This window comes from cf. Phormidesmis sp. LEGE 11477 (assembly GCF_015207105.1).
Lineage (GTDB): Bacteria > Cyanobacteriota > Cyanobacteriia > Phormidesmidales > Phormidesmidaceae > Phormidesmis.
Genome location: NZ_JADEXO010000087.1, coordinates 1 through 16,494, shown reverse-complemented (window position 1 = coordinate 16,494; position 16,494 = coordinate 1). Strand labels below are relative to the sequence as shown.

The 16,494-nt window shown below is 48.3% G+C and carries 16 protein-coding genes; 11 read left to right on the top strand and 5 right to left on the bottom strand.

Annotation, left to right across the window (positions count from 1 at the left end; all coding sequences use genetic code 11):
• Positions 1 to 6: 6 nt before the first annotated feature.
• Both IQ256_RS20635 and IQ256_RS20630 read left to right on the top strand, forming a co-directional pair.
• Positions 7 to 531 carry an NYN domain-containing protein gene (locus IQ256_RS20635; protein WP_228025119.1) on the top strand — a complete coding sequence of 175 codons (525 nt, stop codon included), beginning with the start codon at positions 7 to 9 and terminating at the stop codon, positions 529 to 531.
• A 363-nt stretch (positions 532 to 894) separates the two neighbouring features.
• Positions 895 to 1,326: a hypothetical protein gene (locus IQ256_RS20630; RefSeq protein WP_193857460.1), complete on the top strand. Its 432-nt coding sequence runs from the start codon at positions 895 to 897 to the stop codon at positions 1,324 to 1,326.
• Between the two features lie 7 nt (positions 1,327 to 1,333).
• Here the strand turns inward: IQ256_RS20630 and IQ256_RS20625 are convergent, their stop codons facing one another.
• Both IQ256_RS20625 and recN read right to left on the bottom strand, forming a co-directional pair.
• Positions 1,334 to 2,914 (bottom strand): sodium:proton antiporter, encoded by a 1,581-nt coding sequence (locus IQ256_RS20625; RefSeq protein ID WP_193857458.1) that lies wholly within the window; start codon positions 2,912 to 2,914, stop codon positions 1,334 to 1,336.
• Positions 2,915 to 3,003: 89 nt separating this feature from the next.
• Positions 3,004 to 4,959 carry a DNA repair protein RecN gene (gene recN / locus IQ256_RS20620; protein WP_193857456.1) on the bottom strand — a complete coding sequence of 652 codons (1,956 nt, stop codon included), beginning with the start codon at positions 4,957 to 4,959 and terminating at the stop codon, positions 3,004 to 3,006.
• Between the two features lie 424 nt (positions 4,960 to 5,383).
• Here recN and IQ256_RS20615 point away from each other — a divergent pair, with 424 nt between their 5' ends.
• Positions 5,384 to 7,426, top strand: coding sequence for an AarF/ABC1/UbiB kinase family protein (locus tag IQ256_RS20615; protein ID WP_228025118.1), 2,043 nt, complete (start codon positions 5,384 to 5,386; stop codon positions 7,424 to 7,426).
• Positions 7,427 to 7,474: 48 nt separating this feature from the next.
• Here the strand turns inward: IQ256_RS20615 and IQ256_RS20610 are convergent, their stop codons facing one another.
• Entirely contained in the window at positions 7,475 to 9,562 is a 2,088-nt protein-coding gene (locus IQ256_RS20610; RefSeq protein WP_193857455.1) for a TrkA family potassium uptake protein, read from the bottom strand.
• Between the two features lie 462 nt (positions 9,563 to 10,024).
• On the opposite strand from IQ256_RS20610, the gene IQ256_RS20605 reads away from it, so the two are divergent.
• From IQ256_RS20605 to IQ256_RS30495, 7 genes are all read left to right on the top strand, one after another.
• Positions 10,025 to 10,669 carry a restriction endonuclease gene (locus IQ256_RS20605; RefSeq protein ID WP_193857453.1) on the top strand — a complete coding sequence of 215 codons (645 nt, stop codon included), beginning with the start codon at positions 10,025 to 10,027 and terminating at the stop codon, positions 10,667 to 10,669.
• A gap of 175 nt (positions 10,670 to 10,844) precedes the next feature.
• The gene (locus tag IQ256_RS29785) at positions 10,845 to 11,063 is read left to right on the top strand and encodes a hypothetical protein (protein WP_228025117.1); all 219 of its coding nucleotides are present in this window, start codon (positions 10,845 to 10,847) and stop codon (positions 11,061 to 11,063) included.
• A 378-nt stretch (positions 11,064 to 11,441) separates the two neighbouring features.
• A complete protein-coding gene (locus tag IQ256_RS20600) occupies positions 11,442 to 11,765 on the top strand; it encodes a hypothetical protein (RefSeq protein ID WP_193857452.1) in 324 nt (107 codons plus the stop codon).
• A gap of 174 nt (positions 11,766 to 11,939) precedes the next feature.
• Positions 11,940 to 12,185 (top strand): AbrB/MazE/SpoVT family DNA-binding domain-containing protein, encoded by a 246-nt coding sequence (locus tag IQ256_RS20595; RefSeq protein ID WP_193857450.1) that lies wholly within the window; start codon positions 11,940 to 11,942, stop codon positions 12,183 to 12,185.
• Entirely contained in the window at positions 12,172 to 12,561 is a 390-nt protein-coding gene (locus IQ256_RS20590; protein WP_193857449.1) for a PIN domain-containing protein, read from the top strand. Before IQ256_RS20595 ends, IQ256_RS20590 begins: the two co-directional genes overlap by 14 nt.
• Before the next feature lie 388 nt (positions 12,562 to 12,949).
• Positions 12,950 to 13,327 carry a Panacea domain-containing protein gene (locus tag IQ256_RS20585; RefSeq protein ID WP_228025116.1) on the top strand — a complete coding sequence of 126 codons (378 nt, stop codon included), beginning with the start codon at positions 12,950 to 12,952 and terminating at the stop codon, positions 13,325 to 13,327.
• 544 nt (positions 13,328 to 13,871) lie between these two features.
• A complete protein-coding gene (locus tag IQ256_RS30495) occupies positions 13,872 to 14,270 on the top strand; it encodes a VOC family protein (protein ID WP_193857446.1) in 399 nt (132 codons plus the stop codon).
• 78 nt (positions 14,271 to 14,348) lie between these two features.
• Here IQ256_RS30495 and IQ256_RS20575 read toward each other — a convergent pair whose 3' ends face one another.
• Together IQ256_RS20575 and IQ256_RS20570 are read right to left on the bottom strand one after the other, a co-directional pair.
• Positions 14,349 to 14,750, bottom strand: a complete 402-nt coding sequence (locus tag IQ256_RS20575) for a PIN domain nuclease (RefSeq protein ID WP_193857444.1) — start codon at positions 14,748 to 14,750, stop codon at positions 14,349 to 14,351.
• Positions 14,747 to 14,941 carry a type II toxin-antitoxin system VapB family antitoxin gene (locus tag IQ256_RS20570; RefSeq protein ID WP_193857442.1) on the bottom strand — a complete coding sequence of 65 codons (195 nt, stop codon included), beginning with the start codon at positions 14,939 to 14,941 and terminating at the stop codon, positions 14,747 to 14,749. The genes IQ256_RS20575 and IQ256_RS20570 overlap by 4 nt, the downstream gene beginning before the upstream one ends.
• Before the next feature lie 566 nt (positions 14,942 to 15,507).
• On the opposite strand from IQ256_RS20570, the gene mtnA reads away from it, so the two are divergent.
• Positions 15,508 to 16,494: S-methyl-5-thioribose-1-phosphate isomerase (mtnA, locus tag IQ256_RS20565; RefSeq protein WP_193857441.1), on the top strand; the 987-nt coding region annotated here is incomplete at its 3' end.

Below are 16,494 nucleotides of genomic sequence, written 5' to 3'. Positions count from 1 at the left end.
ATTCCTATGGCTGCACGTATGCTGAACCGGCTATCTATTTTTATAGATGGCAATAACATGTTCTATGCCCAGCAAAAGAACGGCTGGTTCTTTGATCCTAAGCGGGTTCTAGAATACTTTCTCAAAGAGATAGAAGGTAATGTACTAGGCAATGCCTTCTGGTACACAGGTCTAAAGGATCCACAGGATCAAAGAGCCTTTAGAGATGCCTTGATTAGTCTTGGCTATACTGTCCGAACAAAGGTTTTAAAGGAGTATTATGACGACACCTCTGGCCGATATTCCCAGAAAGCCAACTTAGATATAGAGATCGTCGTCGACATGTTTAATACAGTCGATCAATACGATCGCGTCGTTTTATTTAGCGGCGATGGTGATTTTGAAAGAGCGATTGAACTGCTGCGCTCTAAGAGTACGCATATCACGGTTGTTTCAACAGAAGGTATGATTGCCCGCGAGCTGCGTAATGTTACTGACCGCTATATAGACCTCAACTCGATTCGCCGTCATATAGAGAAATTAGATAGTTAGTCTAACCAGCTAATTGAACTGACGACCAGTGAGTTCAGGGACTATTAACAAGCCTGCATTTTGAGCCAACCTCGTTATTATTCGGATTTCAAGAACCTGTTCTTCAAATCCGGGCTTAAACGCAATAGGAAAGAACAAAGCACGGCTCTGTAGGCGAAAGTTGAAAATACAAAAAATAATAAAGAGAGCGATTGACGCTCTCTAGATACGTAATTACGAGCTAGTAGATGAAGTTAAATTCATCTATCTGTCAACCTATCTTGATGATAAGGTAGCTGCTAAAAATTCTACGCTCAGAGCTGTACGCTGAAAGAGTGAGTTGTCACATGTGTTCTTCCCTACGCTTTTTATCAGTTCGTACCTATGCAATATCTAGCAAAGGTTCACGCCAAGCAGTCACATAACACGACGCAGTTGCAGCTTCTAGCACGGAACTCCTCAGAGAATCTGTGGGAGCTGCTAGTCTCTCAGAGCGTCATTTCGACCGCTAAGGATATTCCTTTTAGCGAGCAAATGCTGCTGATAGCTGAGATAGAAGACAATAACCAGGTAATCAGCGTAGTAGACGCTACAGAATGGGTGCTAGGCATAGTCAAAGATTATCTAAGTTTGGGTGTAACACCTGAGGAATTAAAAGGTGAAATTGAACGAGCCGAACAGTGGAGACAATCGCTGACGCTGCAGAGCCAGGAAGTTCGTCGTAGAACCTTAGAAACTGCTGCTCGGCGAGATGAAATTCAGAACTTAGAGAAACGACTGAAGCTAGATCGGGAGACACCAGATTCAGGAAAATAGAAGAGAATTAGGCGTTCTGAGGCAGTACATCCTGTAGGAGGGGAGCCAGTTCATCTTTGAGCTGGCCTGCTCGGATGAACTCTGCATAAGTATCAGACTCTATAGCGAGCAGTTCGTCACGGATCTGTTCGGCGGCGTAGGTAAGCAGCTCTGGATTTGATCGCTGTAGCTTTACTAAGTCATCCTGCAGCTCTTCTAACTGACCTTCTACCAAGGCAATTTGATACTTAGCAAACTCCTCGTCCACTTCTTGTCGCTCGATGAGCTCTTTGAGTCGGTCTAGAACTCGGTTCAGCGCAACTCGATGAGCCACTAGCTGAGTGTATTTTTGTCGGGTAGGCTGATCGCCTAGCAAATCAAGCCAAGCAAGTAGCGGCTGCGTTGTCAATCCCTGTACCAGCAGCGTAAACAGCATGACGCCAAAGACAACCGCGATGATTTTTTCTCGTTCGACTAATGATTCTGGCACGCTGAGCGCTAGGGCGACAGAAACCGAACCACGCAAGCCACCCCACCACAGAACCGTCTGACCAGGAATAGAGATATTTTCACCTTTAGTCACTAGGTTGCTAAAAGCACTGAGGCCAAAGACGCTGATTGCTCTAGCGATAATGATAATCGCGATCGCCACGAAAATAGTCTCTGAATAGTCAATCAAGTCTTGGAAGCGCACCTGATCGCCAATTAGCAGAAACACGATGGAGTTGACAAAAAAGGCTAAGAACTCCCAAAACTCAGAAACGACTAGCCGAGTACGGGGATTCATCCCAATTCGCGAACCAAAGTTACCTAGGATCAAGCCGGTGGTGACGACTGCAATCACGCCCGAGCCGCCCACTTCTTCAGCGACGATGTAGGTGCCATAGGCTGAGACTAAAGTCAGCGACTGTTCAACTAGTGGAATGTCGAACCGCTGAGTCAAAAAAGAAATACCAAAACCAATCAATCCGCCTAGGCTGATACCAAGACCCACGAAGAGAGCGAACCTAGCAATGGTCACAGATCCGTCAAACTGCTCGACGCCTAAGGCAATGCCTAGCAGCAGATTGAACGCGACCACCGCAACACCGTCATTAAAGAGGCTTTCACCCTCCATTAGCGTGGTGAGTCTTTTGTCGACCCCTAGCTCTCTAAACAAAGCCGTGACCGAGACCGGATCGGTTGCCGACAGACTCGCGCCGACTAAAAGCGCGGTGGCTAGCGAAGCCCCGGCAAATTGCTGCAGCCCGAAGACCAGACCCAGTATACAAATGACAACGCCTAATATGGCGTAGAGCAAAATCGGGAAAAGATCGCTTTTAAGACGGCTCCATTTGATATTCCAGGCCGCCTCAAACAGCAGCGGCGGCAGAAATATGAACAGGATCAGCTCTGGTGAAAGGTTGACTAGGCGAACATCGACAACGGCTAGCCCCAAGCCAACTAGCAGCAGCAGCAATGTGTAGGGAATGTTGCGAAGCACGCTGAAGACACGAGAGAGCGTAGCAACCCCTAAGGATACGGAAAGAACCAGTAAAAACTGGCGCAGGTTTGCTTCAATAGCTGGATCTTCTAGAACGGGCTCTATGGCTGCAACTATCCAATGCATAGTTTCTTATAAATTCCAAAAGCAATGGCAACAAGATATCAGCATCACTATAGGCGCTGATGGCGTCATCGGGTTCGAGACGGTAAAAATTATCCTGCCTTTCGGATCGTTTCGGCCTGGGCTAGTAAGGAATCGGCAAATGCGATCGCCTCGGTATGAGAGCGGCCTCCAGCCAGCTGGGCGAGCTCATCTCTGCGCGCTTTTGCATTGCCCAAAGGCGTGACTTTGACAATAGTCCGCTCACCTGGGCTATAGGTTCCTTTACCAGCTTCGCTCTGGCTTGCACTCTGGCCTGCGCTCTGGCTTGCATTCTGGCTTGCATTCTGGCCAGCACTCTGGGCCGCAATCTTCTCAATTGCCTTGACTTCTTCTTTAGTAAGCGCAGCTTCTGCTAGCTTGGCTTCAGTTTTGGAGTCTGGTGTTTTAGAGTCTGGCGTTTTAGAGTTTGAGAGCTTGGCTTTTGGCTTTCGGCCTTTCTTCGAGGCGGGCTCGGCAGCAGAGACAATTACGTGTTTGCCAACGTGGTAGTGGGCGTCGGCCATGGCAGCGACGAGGGGTTGATGAGTGACGCACAGTACCTGATGCTCTCGGCTAAGCTGGTGGAGTTTTTCGGCGATCGCCTGCGCTACTCGCCCTGATACGCCGACGTCAATTTCATCAAAAACCATCGTATTAATCGGATCGACCCGAGAAAAGCAGGCTTTGAGCGCCAGTAAGAAGCGGCTCATTTCTCCGCCAGAGGCGATTTCGATGAGGGGCTGAAGCGGTTCTCCGGGGTTGGGACTAAATAGAAAGGCGATCGCATCCGCTCCGTGCATCGTAGGAACCTGCGACTGGATATCTACCTTGAACTTGACTCGTTCCATAGCCAGCGGCTTGAGCTGAGCCACGAGATCGGCCTCTAGCTTTTTGGCTGCCGTCTGCCGCATCTTTGTGAGGCGATCGCAGCCTTCTAAAAGCGCCGCTTGCTTTTGCTGATAGGCGACTTCTAGTTCTTCAATTGATTGCCCCTCTCCATCTAACGCCGCTAGCGAAGCCTGAATGCTCTGGTAGTGATCTATTAACTCAGGCAAATCGCGGTTGTACTTTCGACAAAGCTGCTTGAGCTGAGAGATTCTAGCGTCTATTTGATCTAGGCGCTCCGGGTCGGTTTCGATGTTTTCACCATAGGTGTTGATCTGACGCCCCGCTTCTTGAACCTGAGCTAACGCTTCTGCCACCATCTCCAGAATTGGATTGATGTCTGGATCGAACCGCAGCATGTCCATCAAAACGGTCTCAGCATCGCCTAGCAGATCAGAGCAAGCCGCGCCGTCGTCATTTTCGTACAGTATTTGGTAGAGCTGATAGCTTTGCTGTTGAAGCTCGACACTATGACTCAGTCGCTGATGTTCTATCTGTAAATCTTCTAGCTCGTTAGGATCTTCTAGCGCCGCCTCACTAAATTCTTTGCTCTGAAACTGAAGCATCTCTATCTGATCGGCCCGCTGCTGGTCGGCGCGGCGGCGGGCATCTAGAACCTTCTTAGCCGAGCTAGCCGCAGCATAGTCAAGAGCTACCTGATCTTTTTGCTTGAGCAGCTTTTTATCGCCGAACCCATCTAGCCAGTCTCTTTGCAGATCGGGATCGCCGAGCTGTAATGTTTGGCCTTGAGCGGTGATTTCGATCAGCAACTGCCGCAAAGCGTCCATCTGCGGCTTCTTGACTAGAACGCCGTTAAGCCTAGATTTACTACGAACCGAACTTTTACCCGTGGTGAGATCGCGTCGGCAGGTAATTAAAGCCCCTTTATCGGGGATCTCTTGGGCGTTCAACCAGTCAGAGATTCTAGCGTCGGCTTGAAAGGCGGCTTCGACAAGAGCCTTTTCGGTGCCGGTTCTAACCCAGCGACTGCTAGCTTTGCCACCCAAAACGGCGTCAATCGCATCTAGTATGATCGACTTACCTGCGCCAGTTTCCCCTGTGAGCACGTTCAAGCCAGGCTTCAGTTCTAGATCGAGCTGATCGATAAGGGCAAAATTCTCGATTTTCAAAGAAACCAACATAGGGCTCAGCTATTAGATGAAGAATGAAGTAGAAGAAAGGGCATTGGACCAGCGCAAATACTACAGCTAGCTAGTTTATACGGTTGTACTATCGAGCGTACTGTTTTTTGATTTCCTACTTTTGATTTCGGTAAACCCTACGGCCTTAGACAGAAGATATTTTTCAATAAGTTGATACAATAGTTTACACAAAGCGCAATTTGGTTTGGTGCTTTTTGCTTTGACTGAGCTTTAACTGATGTGTTCAGCCAAAGATAAATCGTTTGCTCTATTCTACAGCCCCTCTTCTTCGGAACACCTTCTACTTTAGAGCGACTGCTCTAAAGCGATTACTTTAAAAGAGGCTTCGCTCTGTGGCGTTGTCTGCGCGGGTGGGATAGAGATTTTTTAGCCAGACGAGACCCCATATTTCTAAAGATTTCTTATGAGTGCAGCTTCGCCTGAACTGTTTAACGGCCTTTCTGATTCACCTATAACTTCTGAGCCAGTGCCTTCTATGCCGCCAGCTACGCCAGCTAGTGGGCCTACCAGTCAGCCAGAAGCGCCGCAAACGGTAACCGTTCCAGCGATGCCTGTGGCTAGCAACCGACCACCGCGATCGCTCGAAGATATTTTGGTGTACGACCCTGAGGCGATCGCAGCCTACTACCGTCGTCGCCCTCTCCAGATTTTGTTCCGCCTGATGAATATTTTCTGGATCGCCTCTGGCTATGTACTAGGACTGCTATGGGATAAGGTGACGGGTCGTCAAAAAATAAATGAGCAAAAGAGAGCCGAAGGGCTGCGACTGATGCTGACTCGCCTAGGACCTGCCTACATCAAAGTCGGACAGGCGCTCTCTACTCGGCCTGATTTGATCTCTCCTGCTGCGATGGCAGAGATGGTGAAGCTACAAGATCAGCTACCACCTTTTTCTAATGAAATCGCATTCAGATTTCTTGAAGAAGAAATTGGTCAGCCGCCAGCAGTGGTTTATTCTTATCTATCTGATTCTCCAATCGCTGCCGCTTCGTTGGGGCAAGTGTACAAAGGCAGGCTAAAGACTGGCGAAGACGTGGCTGTCAAAGTGCAGCGCCCTGGCCTAGCCGATCAAATTACTAAAGACATTTACGTCATCAGAGTCCTGGCAGGCTGGGCAACTAAGTATATTGGACAGATTCGTAGCGATCTAGTCAGTATTGTGGACGAGTTTGGCGATCGCATCTTCGAAGAGATGGACTACAACCACGAAGGGGCTAACGCCCAGCGCTTTGCCGATCTCTACGGCTACCTACCAGAAATCGTCGTTCCCACTATCTATACTCAGTACACCGGACGCCGCGTCTTGACCATGGAATGGATAGAAGGCGTCAAACTCACAGAACTAGATGAACTCGCCAGACGCAACATCGATCCTACCCACGTAATCGAAGTCGGTGTCCAGTGTTCTCTGCGTCAATTGCTAGAGCACGGCTTTTTCCATGCAGACCCGCATCCTGGCAACCTACTGGTAATGGCAGATGGCAAGCTAGCCTATCTTGACTTTGGCATGATGTGCCAAGTAGAAGCCTATCAGCGATACGGCTTGATTGAAGCTATTGTTCATATGGTCAATCGAGACTTTGAAGGACTGGCACAAGACTATGTGAACCTAGAATTTCTGACTCCAGACACTGACTTGAGCCCAATCGTACCAGCGTTGGCAGGCGTATTTAACAACGCGCTAGGTGCCAGCGTTGCGGAGCTCAATCTCAAGAGCATTACCGATGAATTCTCGGCGCTCATGTACGAGTATCCTTTTCGGGTACCGGCCTACTACGCCTTGATCATTCGCTCGCTCGTCACCTTAGACGGCATCGCCATTACAGTCGATCCTAGCTTCAAAGTGCTGAGCAAAGCCTATCCATACGTAGCGCGGCGACTGCTGACCGATCCAGCGCCACAGCTAAGAACGTCACTTCAAGAGCTGCTGTTTAGAGACGGCAGTTTCCGCTGGAATCGCCTGGAAAACCTGCTGAGAAATGCGAAAGACAGTACTGACTACGACCTCGATCAGGTACTAGATCAGACGCTGGAATTCTTGTTCTCTAAGCGCGGCGAATACCTGCGAGTGAGAATCGCTGACGAGCTAGCTAAGGAAATCGACAAAATGGGCTATAGCCTCTTGCAGCAGATTACGAGGGCGCTACGACTGCCGTTGGGTCAAGAAGAGCCCACATCGCGCTCAGCCGCTGCCTCACAGTCACCGCCAGCTAGCTGGGAACATGCAATCAGAATCCTCAAGATTCTGCGTGATACCCCAGGGTTTAATCCGACCACCGTGGCGACTGTTATTCCCAAGCTGATTGCCGAACCGGAAGCCAGGGGATTGGGTCGTCGGGTAGTGAGCGGCGTCGTGCAAAGAGGCATTGCCCGTTTGATTCGAGAGTTCTTGGTCACAGATAAACCAGCAACCGTGCCAGCCCTACCACCTGTTCGCGCCGCCTGATGGCCGACTGCAAAGATTCCGCACTTTAGCGGTTTTGCACTAGCTATTCTACAAAGGCGAGAGTCTAATAGATAGTCGCTCTTTCATGCTTTGAATTAACCTGGCAGCCTGGTAGTCGTAGAGTTCTACGTCGGTTGTGGCAGGTAGCCGATCGATAAATTGCTGAGCTGACTGGGGTGAAAAGTTGGTCAGTCTCGCTAGCAACTGAACCACGTCGGCGGCATTTGTTGGATTAGGTTTTTGCTCTACAGATAGCCGCCATCGGCGGGGTGGTGTCATTTCGCCCCTTTCTATTCGACGCAGGCCATTGATAGAAGACAGGACAAAGAGGTGATCGCCTGGCAGCAAATACTGATCGTCTGTCGGCATTAATACCACACAGGCATTGCCTGCCGAGTCCACTGTTTCTCGCAAGATAGGCACCACACCGTAGCCATAGGAAACGGTGGTTAGCTGTTTGTTCGCGAGGGTGTCGCCAGGTTCAATCAAGTATTCAGCAATTAGATTGGTCTGTCCGCTCAGCCGAAAAAGACCCAAGATATTCTCACCAAAAGCAGCGCCCGCAAACGCTTCGGCAGAAAGCGCGTAGGGACAAAAAGACCGGGCCTGTGGCATCAGCGCCGCTAGATTATCGCTAAATGACTGATTGCGCGTGCGAACGACTGGAGAGAAACCGCGTCTACCCCCCAAATTCTTTTCTGAAGCGAGCAGGGACACCTCTAGGTTAAGCATCTGGTCATCTGTCACAGCGATGATGCTCTTGGCAGTCGCCAAATTCGCCGCCGATAGCTCTTCTAGAATGTTGCCAATCAGTAAAGGAATCTGAGTGAACAGCTCCGGGTGATTAAGCTGCTTATCAATAGCGACTAGAGGCTGATTCAGCTCCAGCAGCAAGCTGGTGACTTTTCTGCCGATGCGACCTAGGCCAATGACAACGACGTGGTGGCTGCGGGGAATGCGAGGACGCTTTTGCAAAAAGTCAAACCGAGAGCTGAGTAACTGATCGGCCAAAAGACCTAGCACCCCAAGCACAACCAGAATGCTAACCACCGTAATCATCAAACAGACCAGCTGTACCCAGCCAGGAATTCCAGAACTGCTAAATCCGCCAAATACGTCTCCATAGCCGCCCAGTAATAGGATTGCGCCCAAAGAAATAGCCTTGACCCAGGAAATGCTGGGTCCCGTTACCTTCAGCAAAAGCGTCCCGGTTATCCACAGTGCGAGGGCAGTCACTAATACAGTGGCCAGCACTCGTTCGGTGGATTGCTCAGAAGATTGACGCCAGTTGCGTAGTCGCCGCCGCCAGTCGCCAGTCTTCCAGTCTTCGACTAGCTGATTGAGCGCGGTGAAAGGCGTTTTTCTTTTCTCGGCGTCATTAGCCTCTGAGATCATTTCTATGTAGGCAATGCGATCGCCTGCCGAGACTCTCACATAGGGCTGCCATCGGTGAAACACGGATGATGCGGTCGTCGCCCAACCTAGCGGCTGCTGAGGCTTCTCAACCGGGTCAAAATCCAACAGCCGAAACTTTCCCTGGTGCAGTGCCTGCATCTGATGCTGATCAAAGCGCGGATCGCCAGCGCGTACAAACCGTTCCACAATCCGAAAGCGGTGGCGACCGATGGTAAAGACGCTGACGATATCATCACCTAGTCCAGCTAGGGCGAAGGTCATTGCGGGTAGCTCGGTAGCATCTAGGGCCACGAAATTACCCAGCTGCCGCTTTAGCAGTGTGTTGAGGCTGTGGCGAGATGAGCGCAGAATAATTTGAATATTAGGATTAAGACGACGAGCGGCGATCGCACATTCCACATTGGTACTTTCATCGCTGGTTACAATCAGAATCGCCCGACTGTCTTCAATACCCGCTTTTCTTAAAATATCTTCCCGACGACAGTCACCCAAAATTGGCGCTACCGCCAGCTGACTCGGAAAGTCATCGATTTCCCAGTCATCGATTATTCGCCGCTCAATCGCCGTAATCGAGACTTCATAAGGAGCGTAGTCAAATTTCTTTAGCTTGATGACACTCTGCTGGCCCAAGCTGCCCAGCCCGCAAATAATAAATTTGTCTTGAATAACAGAAGAAGAGCGCGTCACCGCCGACGGCATCAAAGTATCTGGACCTGACATAGCTACGCTACTGAGAAAACTAAATCTACTTATCCCACCTTTTCACCGTCATTTAAAACCATCATTTCAACGAGTGGTTAAAAAAGTGACAATTTCTTAGCTCTGGCCAACTCTCTAGCCAACTCTCTTTCCGACTTTTGATGAAGTTAGGAAATCGCTGACTACTGCTGCCTTCAGACGTCCACTCATCCGACCACGCGCATAGGGCACTGCTAACCCTGTCATCGTGTAATTACGGCTAACGACTTTTCAGAGTGACAGCCTATGATCAGCTATATTTAGGCAGAAAGATTCTACCTAATCATCTTATTTGGGTAAATAGGTAGACGAAATTCCACCTATCCATCTTCACGGGGTAATTAGGCGGATGCATTTCTATCTAATCAGCCATTTAGGGGCATTAGGTAGAATCTCTCCCTCTAATAAATAGTTAGCTTGTAATTTTTGAAATCGCTCTACATCATGAGTTCAGGTGCAGAATTTGAGGAGTATGTAAGAGGGATTTATTCCATCCTTTTGAATCTTAAGGATGATGGCATTGTCGTATCAGGTGGGGCAAATACATTCCTGAAAGGAATCTCAGGCGAAACTTATCAGATTGATGTCTACTATGAATTTGAGCGTGCAGGAATTCAACATAAGGTAATTATTGAATGCAAGGATTGGAAAAATCCAGTCAAGAGAGAGGTGATAAACGCCCTCGAATCGAAAGTTAGAGATATACCTGGGGTAATTGGTGTCATCATTTCGAGAAACGGTTATCAGTCTGGGGCAATTAACTTTTCTCAACAAAAAGGCATCCTTGCCTTAACATCAAAAGACTTGCCATGTCTCGGCTCCCTTATAGGTGAACGTCTTAAAACAGTCGCTCTTCCTGATGAATCATGTATTGGAGAGCCTTTCTGGACAATCATGATGACTAGATCTGGGAAAAATACGGGGGTTTGGTTTGGATTGGGGTTAAACCGTGAAGATAATAGAAGCTATATTCCACTTTTTTTCTCGAAATATTTTGCAGATCTTTTCCTTGAGGAGATGAAAATAGATAAGGGAATTTGGGGAGTTAGAGGTTTGCCTCAATACTCACGGTTCGCGCATTTATTTTAGTGGTTCAAAGAAATACAAAAACGCTACATGTAGCGTAAAGCTGGTCTGTTTTGTCAGTTGACTGATTGGCCTGGGATACGAAGGCTTAAAATCTACAGCCTTGTTTATTTGTCAATGGCCTGAAAACCCATTGCCTTCGTCGTATTTTTGGAACTCAAATTATTTTGCGCGAACCGTGAGTCAATATGCTCTTAGAGGCTTAATTGTTCAGCTTGAATTTTTTGAAATACGTCATGAGACATTTGGCATGACAAATTCTGGTGCGGTAATTATGTTTCGCCCTCCTGACGCTCAGCAATCAGACCCTTTCATTCCAATACCCATTACCAGAGAGCAAATTATAGATGAGTATTATGGCAAAGGTGTAGCAAGTCTCCGCGATGAGAATAGCTGATTTGGTGATTCAGCTAACAAGGCCATGCAAGGGACGCTCGGTTTACACGTCTCAGCTGCTCTTTAAATGTTTTTTCTCGCGCCCCTGATGGCCGAACCGTTAGCTGCTCAAGTTCTGGATCGTAGAAGGGTTGATCAGCTATTCATGGGTAAACTAGCATCAATATAATTCTGGGGCATCACCATGAGGTTTCTGACGGAGTAAACGATGGTAGTTGATTTGCTGCTTAGCGTAGTTTCGTGGTTTCGCAAACTATGGGATCGTTTAGACGAAAAAACGAAGCGTAAGATTATTGATACGGTTATCAAAGCATTTGAGGACCTACTTCGTGCTTTTTATAGAGAATGGAAAGGCAAACAGGAGAAATGAGAAACTGCAATGAGTAGCTTTAAAGAGTTTATGGACAGGGCAGAGGATTCACCGACCAAGGCTTTATCAGCTTCCAATACTGCACTGCCAGCTATTGAAACTGCTCTGACGGTAGCAGTTAGTAATCTTTTGACGCCAGCAAGCGTTCCAATTGACAAAAAACAGGATTTTTCGAAGAAGGTTTCTAGTGTAGTACGTGACGAAGGCTTTATCTCTGAGTTTAGTGATCGTATTGGTGTCCCATCAGAGCGTGAAACCGAGGATGAGTTTGTAGAGCGCAGTAGTAGTGTGTTAAGACAGATGCTCCGTACTCGATTTGGCATTAAAGATTAGCTACCTCTCGCAGCAGCCCATAGATTGAAAGTTCTTTCCTAGAAGAAATTTATTTAGGCTGATACCTAATCTGCTCCGCTGATCTGCATCCCAGTTTGTTTGGGTACACCGTTTAGGGTGTTTTCAGCGGCTCTGTTAAAATCATAGTGTCAGCTATATATAGCCGTCTTAACTATGTTCAGTACAGCAGTGAACGATACCGGGCAAATTACCTTACCTGAAGAAATTCGCGAGCATCTTAGGTTGGTTAGTGGCAGTCGAGTCGAGTTTGTCATCGATGAAAACGGTCAAGTCAAAATTTTCCCTCTAAATGTTGCCGTAGAAACGTTATCTGGCATCCTCCACCGACCCGGTATGCAAAGAGCCTCCCTTGAGGATATGGAAACAGCCATCTCCAAGGGTGCCAATGATTGGAGTTGATACCAACATCCTCGTCCGATACCTTACCAGAGATGACGAGCAGCAATGGCAACAGGCCGTTACCGCAATTCAACGTAATCAGCCCTGCTTTATCACCAATATTGTTCTATGTGAGGTGGTTTGGGTACTCCGAGGGGCAACTTACAGCTTTCGTAAAGATGAAATCATCAATGTCCTAGAGGTGATGTTGCACAGCGCAGCTTTTGAGTTTGAAAATCGTTCAACGGTTGATCAAGCATTACAGCGATATAAACAAGGCAAGGCGGATTTCTCTGATTATCTGATTGGGGCGGTTTCTTGGCAGGCAGGCTGCACAGAAACTTGGAGCTTTGATAGCAAACTGAGGGGTGAAAGAGGGTTTCAGTGTCTAGAATAGTGTCGCCAGCTAACACTACGTTGGTTCGGACGGCACGAAGGTTATCGCTGAAAGCTCAAGGTTATCTGCCGCCGCACAACTTTATCGTTATGCGGCTTGAGGCTACCTGTCGGGGACACATGTTGGAATTTGTTGACGAGGTGAACTTGCTGGAATTTGGTAATTTTTTATGCATTTGCTTAACCAAAAGTTTATAATAGTACAAATAGACTATGAGGTCGGGGAATTCCCCATAGCTTTTGCTGCAAGACTGTATAAGCTAGTTATGTAAGCCTATGAGTCTTTCCAGGGCTTTGTAAGTAAGGGGGTGAGCTTAGTGTTGTCCTGCTTTGACATAGCAGACTATTTTATTGGGCTAGCGAATGAAACTGGCTCCTTCATTAGTAATTTGAAGCTTCAAAAGCTTGTTTACTATGCTCAGGCTTGGCATATCGCACTCTATGATGAGCCTCTCTTTGCAGAGGATTTTCAGGCTTGGGTGCATGGACCGGTAATTCCATCTTTGTATCAAAAATATAAGACCTTTGGATGGCAACCAATTCTGGAAGACGCTGATCCTAAGCTTCCTGAAGATGTTTTTCAATTCCTTGATGAAGTTGCGGAGGAGTACTTTGCTTGTGATGCCTATGAGCTAGAGCAAATGACTCATGCGGAAGATCCCTGGGACTGGGCTAGAGGAGATTTACCACCAGATGCGCCTTCCAATGAAGTTATCAAGAAAGAGTGGATGAAGGAGTACTACGGGGCACGTGTCGAAGAAGATTAAGAAGACTAAAATCCCGAAGAATAGTACATCTGGGATTGAATCAACAAAGCTGAAGCCGCAAGGCATCAGCTTTTCGTTTAAGTATTATCAGGACGGACATGATAAGTTTTATTGTAATGGCAGAACAACTATATACTGGCTAACGCTAATTGATCGCTTAAAGGCTCTATCAGGTTTGTCTAATCGAGAACTATTAGTGAATCGTAGCAGTTCTCTTCGATGTCATCCAATTAAATGGGAAGATACAAGCGAAAATGGGTTTGGATTACCGAACGAGGAACAGTTAGTAGACACTCCTTACCAATTTTCCCTCTCTTCGAACGAGCACGGTAGAGTTCATGGATTTCTTATTGATGAAGTCTTTTATATTGTTTGGTTAGATCCCGATCATTTGCTTTACCCAGCAAAAGGTTAGTAGATATCGCCGCATAACAACCCCAATGCACCCGACCGCCGAGAGGTTATCGGTTAGAGGATTATCTGCGGCGGGTGATTGGAAACGTTATCCGACTGAAATCGCCTTGCTTCCTACCTCCCGCTGACGATGTACGCTTCTCCTCCGATCTGCAACTTGCTCGTTCTCCGATCACCTGACATCGAGCGTGCTGCAACCTTCTACTCGCAAATGGGCCTTCTGTTTACCAAACACGCTCACGGCAATGGCCCCAAGCACTACACATCGACCGTTGACGGATTCGTATTCGAGATCTACCCTGCCCGGTCGAGTGATGACACGACAACCCGAACGCGATTAGGCTTTAGCGTGGACGATGTTGACTCCATCGTTGAAATGTTGCTCGAAATTGGTGCTACACTCCGCACTAAGCCAACCGATTCAGAGTGGGGGCGTCGAGCGGTTGTTCACGACCTCGATGGGCATGTTGTCGAACTCGTCACTCCGCCGAATCGCGACCCGTCATACTCGTCCCAAAATGGCGGATAACCAAGCCATGCACCGGAGCCGGGCTTGCGGGTTTTCACGAATGGAACATCAACCGTCCCGGCCCGGTGATGGCAGACGTTATGTTTCTCGCAGGGCGGGTTCAAGCCCAAGATGATCAACAAAGGGGATAAAGTCGCGATCCAAAAACAGCAGAGGTAGCTCCTTCTCTATGCAGAACGTCGCGATGATCACGTCGGCAGTCTTTCTGATGGTAATGCCTTTCTTACGAAGCGCTCGATAATTGTCGGCGCACTTGGCTGCCATCTCTTTGCCAAATATCTCATATTGATCTAGCGCGAGCAGACTCTGTTTGGTCTGACGGTATTGTTTGTTATTGCGAATGCCTTGCAGGATTTCGAGAAATATGAGGTCTCCAATAGCGACCAATCCTTGGACTATCGAGGCATCTAGCAGGTCAGTTTGCGGGTTTTTGATTCCGTTGAAATAGTCAATCCAGACGCTGGTATCCACCAGTATCATCGGGCGCTCCGCATTTCATCTAGGTCGCCTTCCCATTTGACTTTGCCTCGCAGCTTTCGAATTTCCTGTTGCTTGCTCAGCTGGACTAGAAGTTTCAGACCTTGCTCAACGACCTCTTTTTTAGTTTCGTAGCCGGAGGCTTTGAGGGCTTCGGCCATCAACTGATCGTCAATGACAATATTCGTTCTCATGTTGCACCCATGTGTATGGATTCCACTTTCTATACACAATCTAGCACTTCAGGGAGAACATAACAATCTGGTTGCAGCGGAACGCTCTGGTTTTGTTGACTGAGTTGTAAAGCTTGTCTGCGTCCGCTGAACCGAGCCGTGTTGTTGATCAGAAAAATCTTTCCACCGGACTCGAAATATATGTGACGTGCTTCTCAACCAAGATCTCTTTTCAAGTACTTGTCATTATCGTTCCGTCTCCTTTGAGTGTCGCAAAATAGATTGATCGACAGCATGTTTAGAAACCTCGAACTGTTCCTTAGCGAACTTGCGACGTATCTCTAGCATTAGCGTAGTCATAGCGCTATTCTATCGCCTTACCTCAGCAGCTCGGCAAGTTCGACAGCGGTGTTATTAGGGTTGTGAGCACTAGATTTCGTAACATGTCAACGTCTCTTTACTGAGTGCAGCTTTCGCCGCAGTGGGGCGTTATAGCTCATCTTGGCAAAGCCTTTCTCTGATGATCGCGGTTCCGATCGCCATTCCCGTAGAATACAAAAGAGTCTTCGGCCTTTCGGATAAAAGCTATGAGCCCCTTTCGCAGCATCGAATGGAAAAATGGTCGGCTGCGGCTACTCGATCAAAGACAGCTACCAGCCCAAACGGTCTATCAAGATTATTCAGACTACAAGTCAGTGGCCGAGGCCATTCAGACGATGGTGGTACGTGGGGCTCCGGCGATTGGGGTGACGGCTGCTTTTGGACTGGCGATCGCAGCCAAACAGTTCCAATCTCACCCGCCGAAAACCTTCCTCGCCGATCTTCACGCCGCTGGTGAGTATCTGGTTCAGGCTAGACCGACAGCGGTCAATCTGTCTTGGGCAATCAATCATCTATTGGCGATCGCGACAGACCTAGCAGAGAAAACTACCCCGCCTACAGAGATCGCTGCGGCTCTTTTAAGCGAAGCCCAGACACTCTACCAAGCCGACATCGAAGCCTGCAAACAGCTTGGCACTTACGCTCAAGCACTCATTCCCAATCCGGCAACTGTCATCCACCACTGCAATACCGGCGCTCTAGCGGCTGTGGACTATGGCACGGCAATCGGCGTGATTCGGGTTGCCCACGAGCAGGGAAAGCAAATTCATGTCTTTCTAGATGAGACCAGGCCGCGTTTGCAAGGAGCAAGCCTATCGGCCTATGAAATGAAGGCGTTCAGCATTCCGCATACGGTAATTGTCGATGGCGCGTCGGGCTATGTGATGAGTACGCAAAAGATTGACGCTTGTATTGTGGGATGCGATCGCGTCGCCGCCAATGGAGATGTCGCCAACAAAATTGGCACCTACAACCTTGCACTTGTCGCCCACGCCCACAGCGTCCCGTTCTACGTCGCCTGCCCTACTAGCACGCTCGATATGAACTTGGCTAGCGGCACAGAAATCAATATCGAAGAGCGCACCCCCGCAGAAATCACCCATATCAAAGGCCAACAAATCACCCCTGACGATACCCCCGTCTTCAATCCTGCCTTCGACATCACGCCAGCCAAATACATCACTGCGCTGATC

Coding starts and splice junctions, on each gene's coding strand:
- IQ256_RS20600 (WP_193857452.1), top strand. CDS start 11,442: ATGAGTAGCTTTAAAGAGTTTATGGACAGGGCAGAGGATTCACCGACC.
- IQ256_RS20610 (WP_193857455.1), bottom strand. CDS start 9,562: ATGTCAGGTCCAGATACTTTGATGCCGTCGGCGGTGACGCGCTCTTCT.
- IQ256_RS20570 (WP_193857442.1), bottom strand. CDS start 14,941: ATGAGAACGAATATTGTCATTGACGATCAGTTGATGGCCGAAGCCCTC.
- IQ256_RS20635 (WP_228025119.1), top strand. CDS start 7: ATGGCTGCACGTATGCTGAACCGGCTATCTATTTTTATAGATGGCAAT.
- IQ256_RS20615 (WP_228025118.1), top strand. CDS start 5,384: ATGAGTGCAGCTTCGCCTGAACTGTTTAACGGCCTTTCTGATTCACCT.
- IQ256_RS20605 (WP_193857453.1), top strand. CDS start 10,025: ATGAGTTCAGGTGCAGAATTTGAGGAGTATGTAAGAGGGATTTATTCC.
- recN (WP_193857456.1), bottom strand. CDS start 4,959: ATGTTGGTTTCTTTGAAAATCGAGAATTTTGCCCTTATCGATCAGCTC.
- IQ256_RS20575 (WP_193857444.1), bottom strand. CDS start 14,750: ATGATACTGGTGGATACCAGCGTCTGGATTGACTATTTCAACGGAATC.
- IQ256_RS20590 (WP_193857449.1), top strand. CDS start 12,172: ATGATTGGAGTTGATACCAACATCCTCGTCCGATACCTTACCAGAGAT.
- IQ256_RS20630 (WP_193857460.1), top strand. CDS start 895: ATGCAATATCTAGCAAAGGTTCACGCCAAGCAGTCACATAACACGACG.
- IQ256_RS30495 (WP_193857446.1), top strand. CDS start 13,872: ATGTACGCTTCTCCTCCGATCTGCAACTTGCTCGTTCTCCGATCACCT.
- IQ256_RS20595 (WP_193857450.1), top strand. CDS start 11,940: ATGTTCAGTACAGCAGTGAACGATACCGGGCAAATTACCTTACCTGAA.
- IQ256_RS20625 (WP_193857458.1), bottom strand. CDS start 2,914: ATGCATTGGATAGTTGCAGCCATAGAGCCCGTTCTAGAAGATCCAGCT.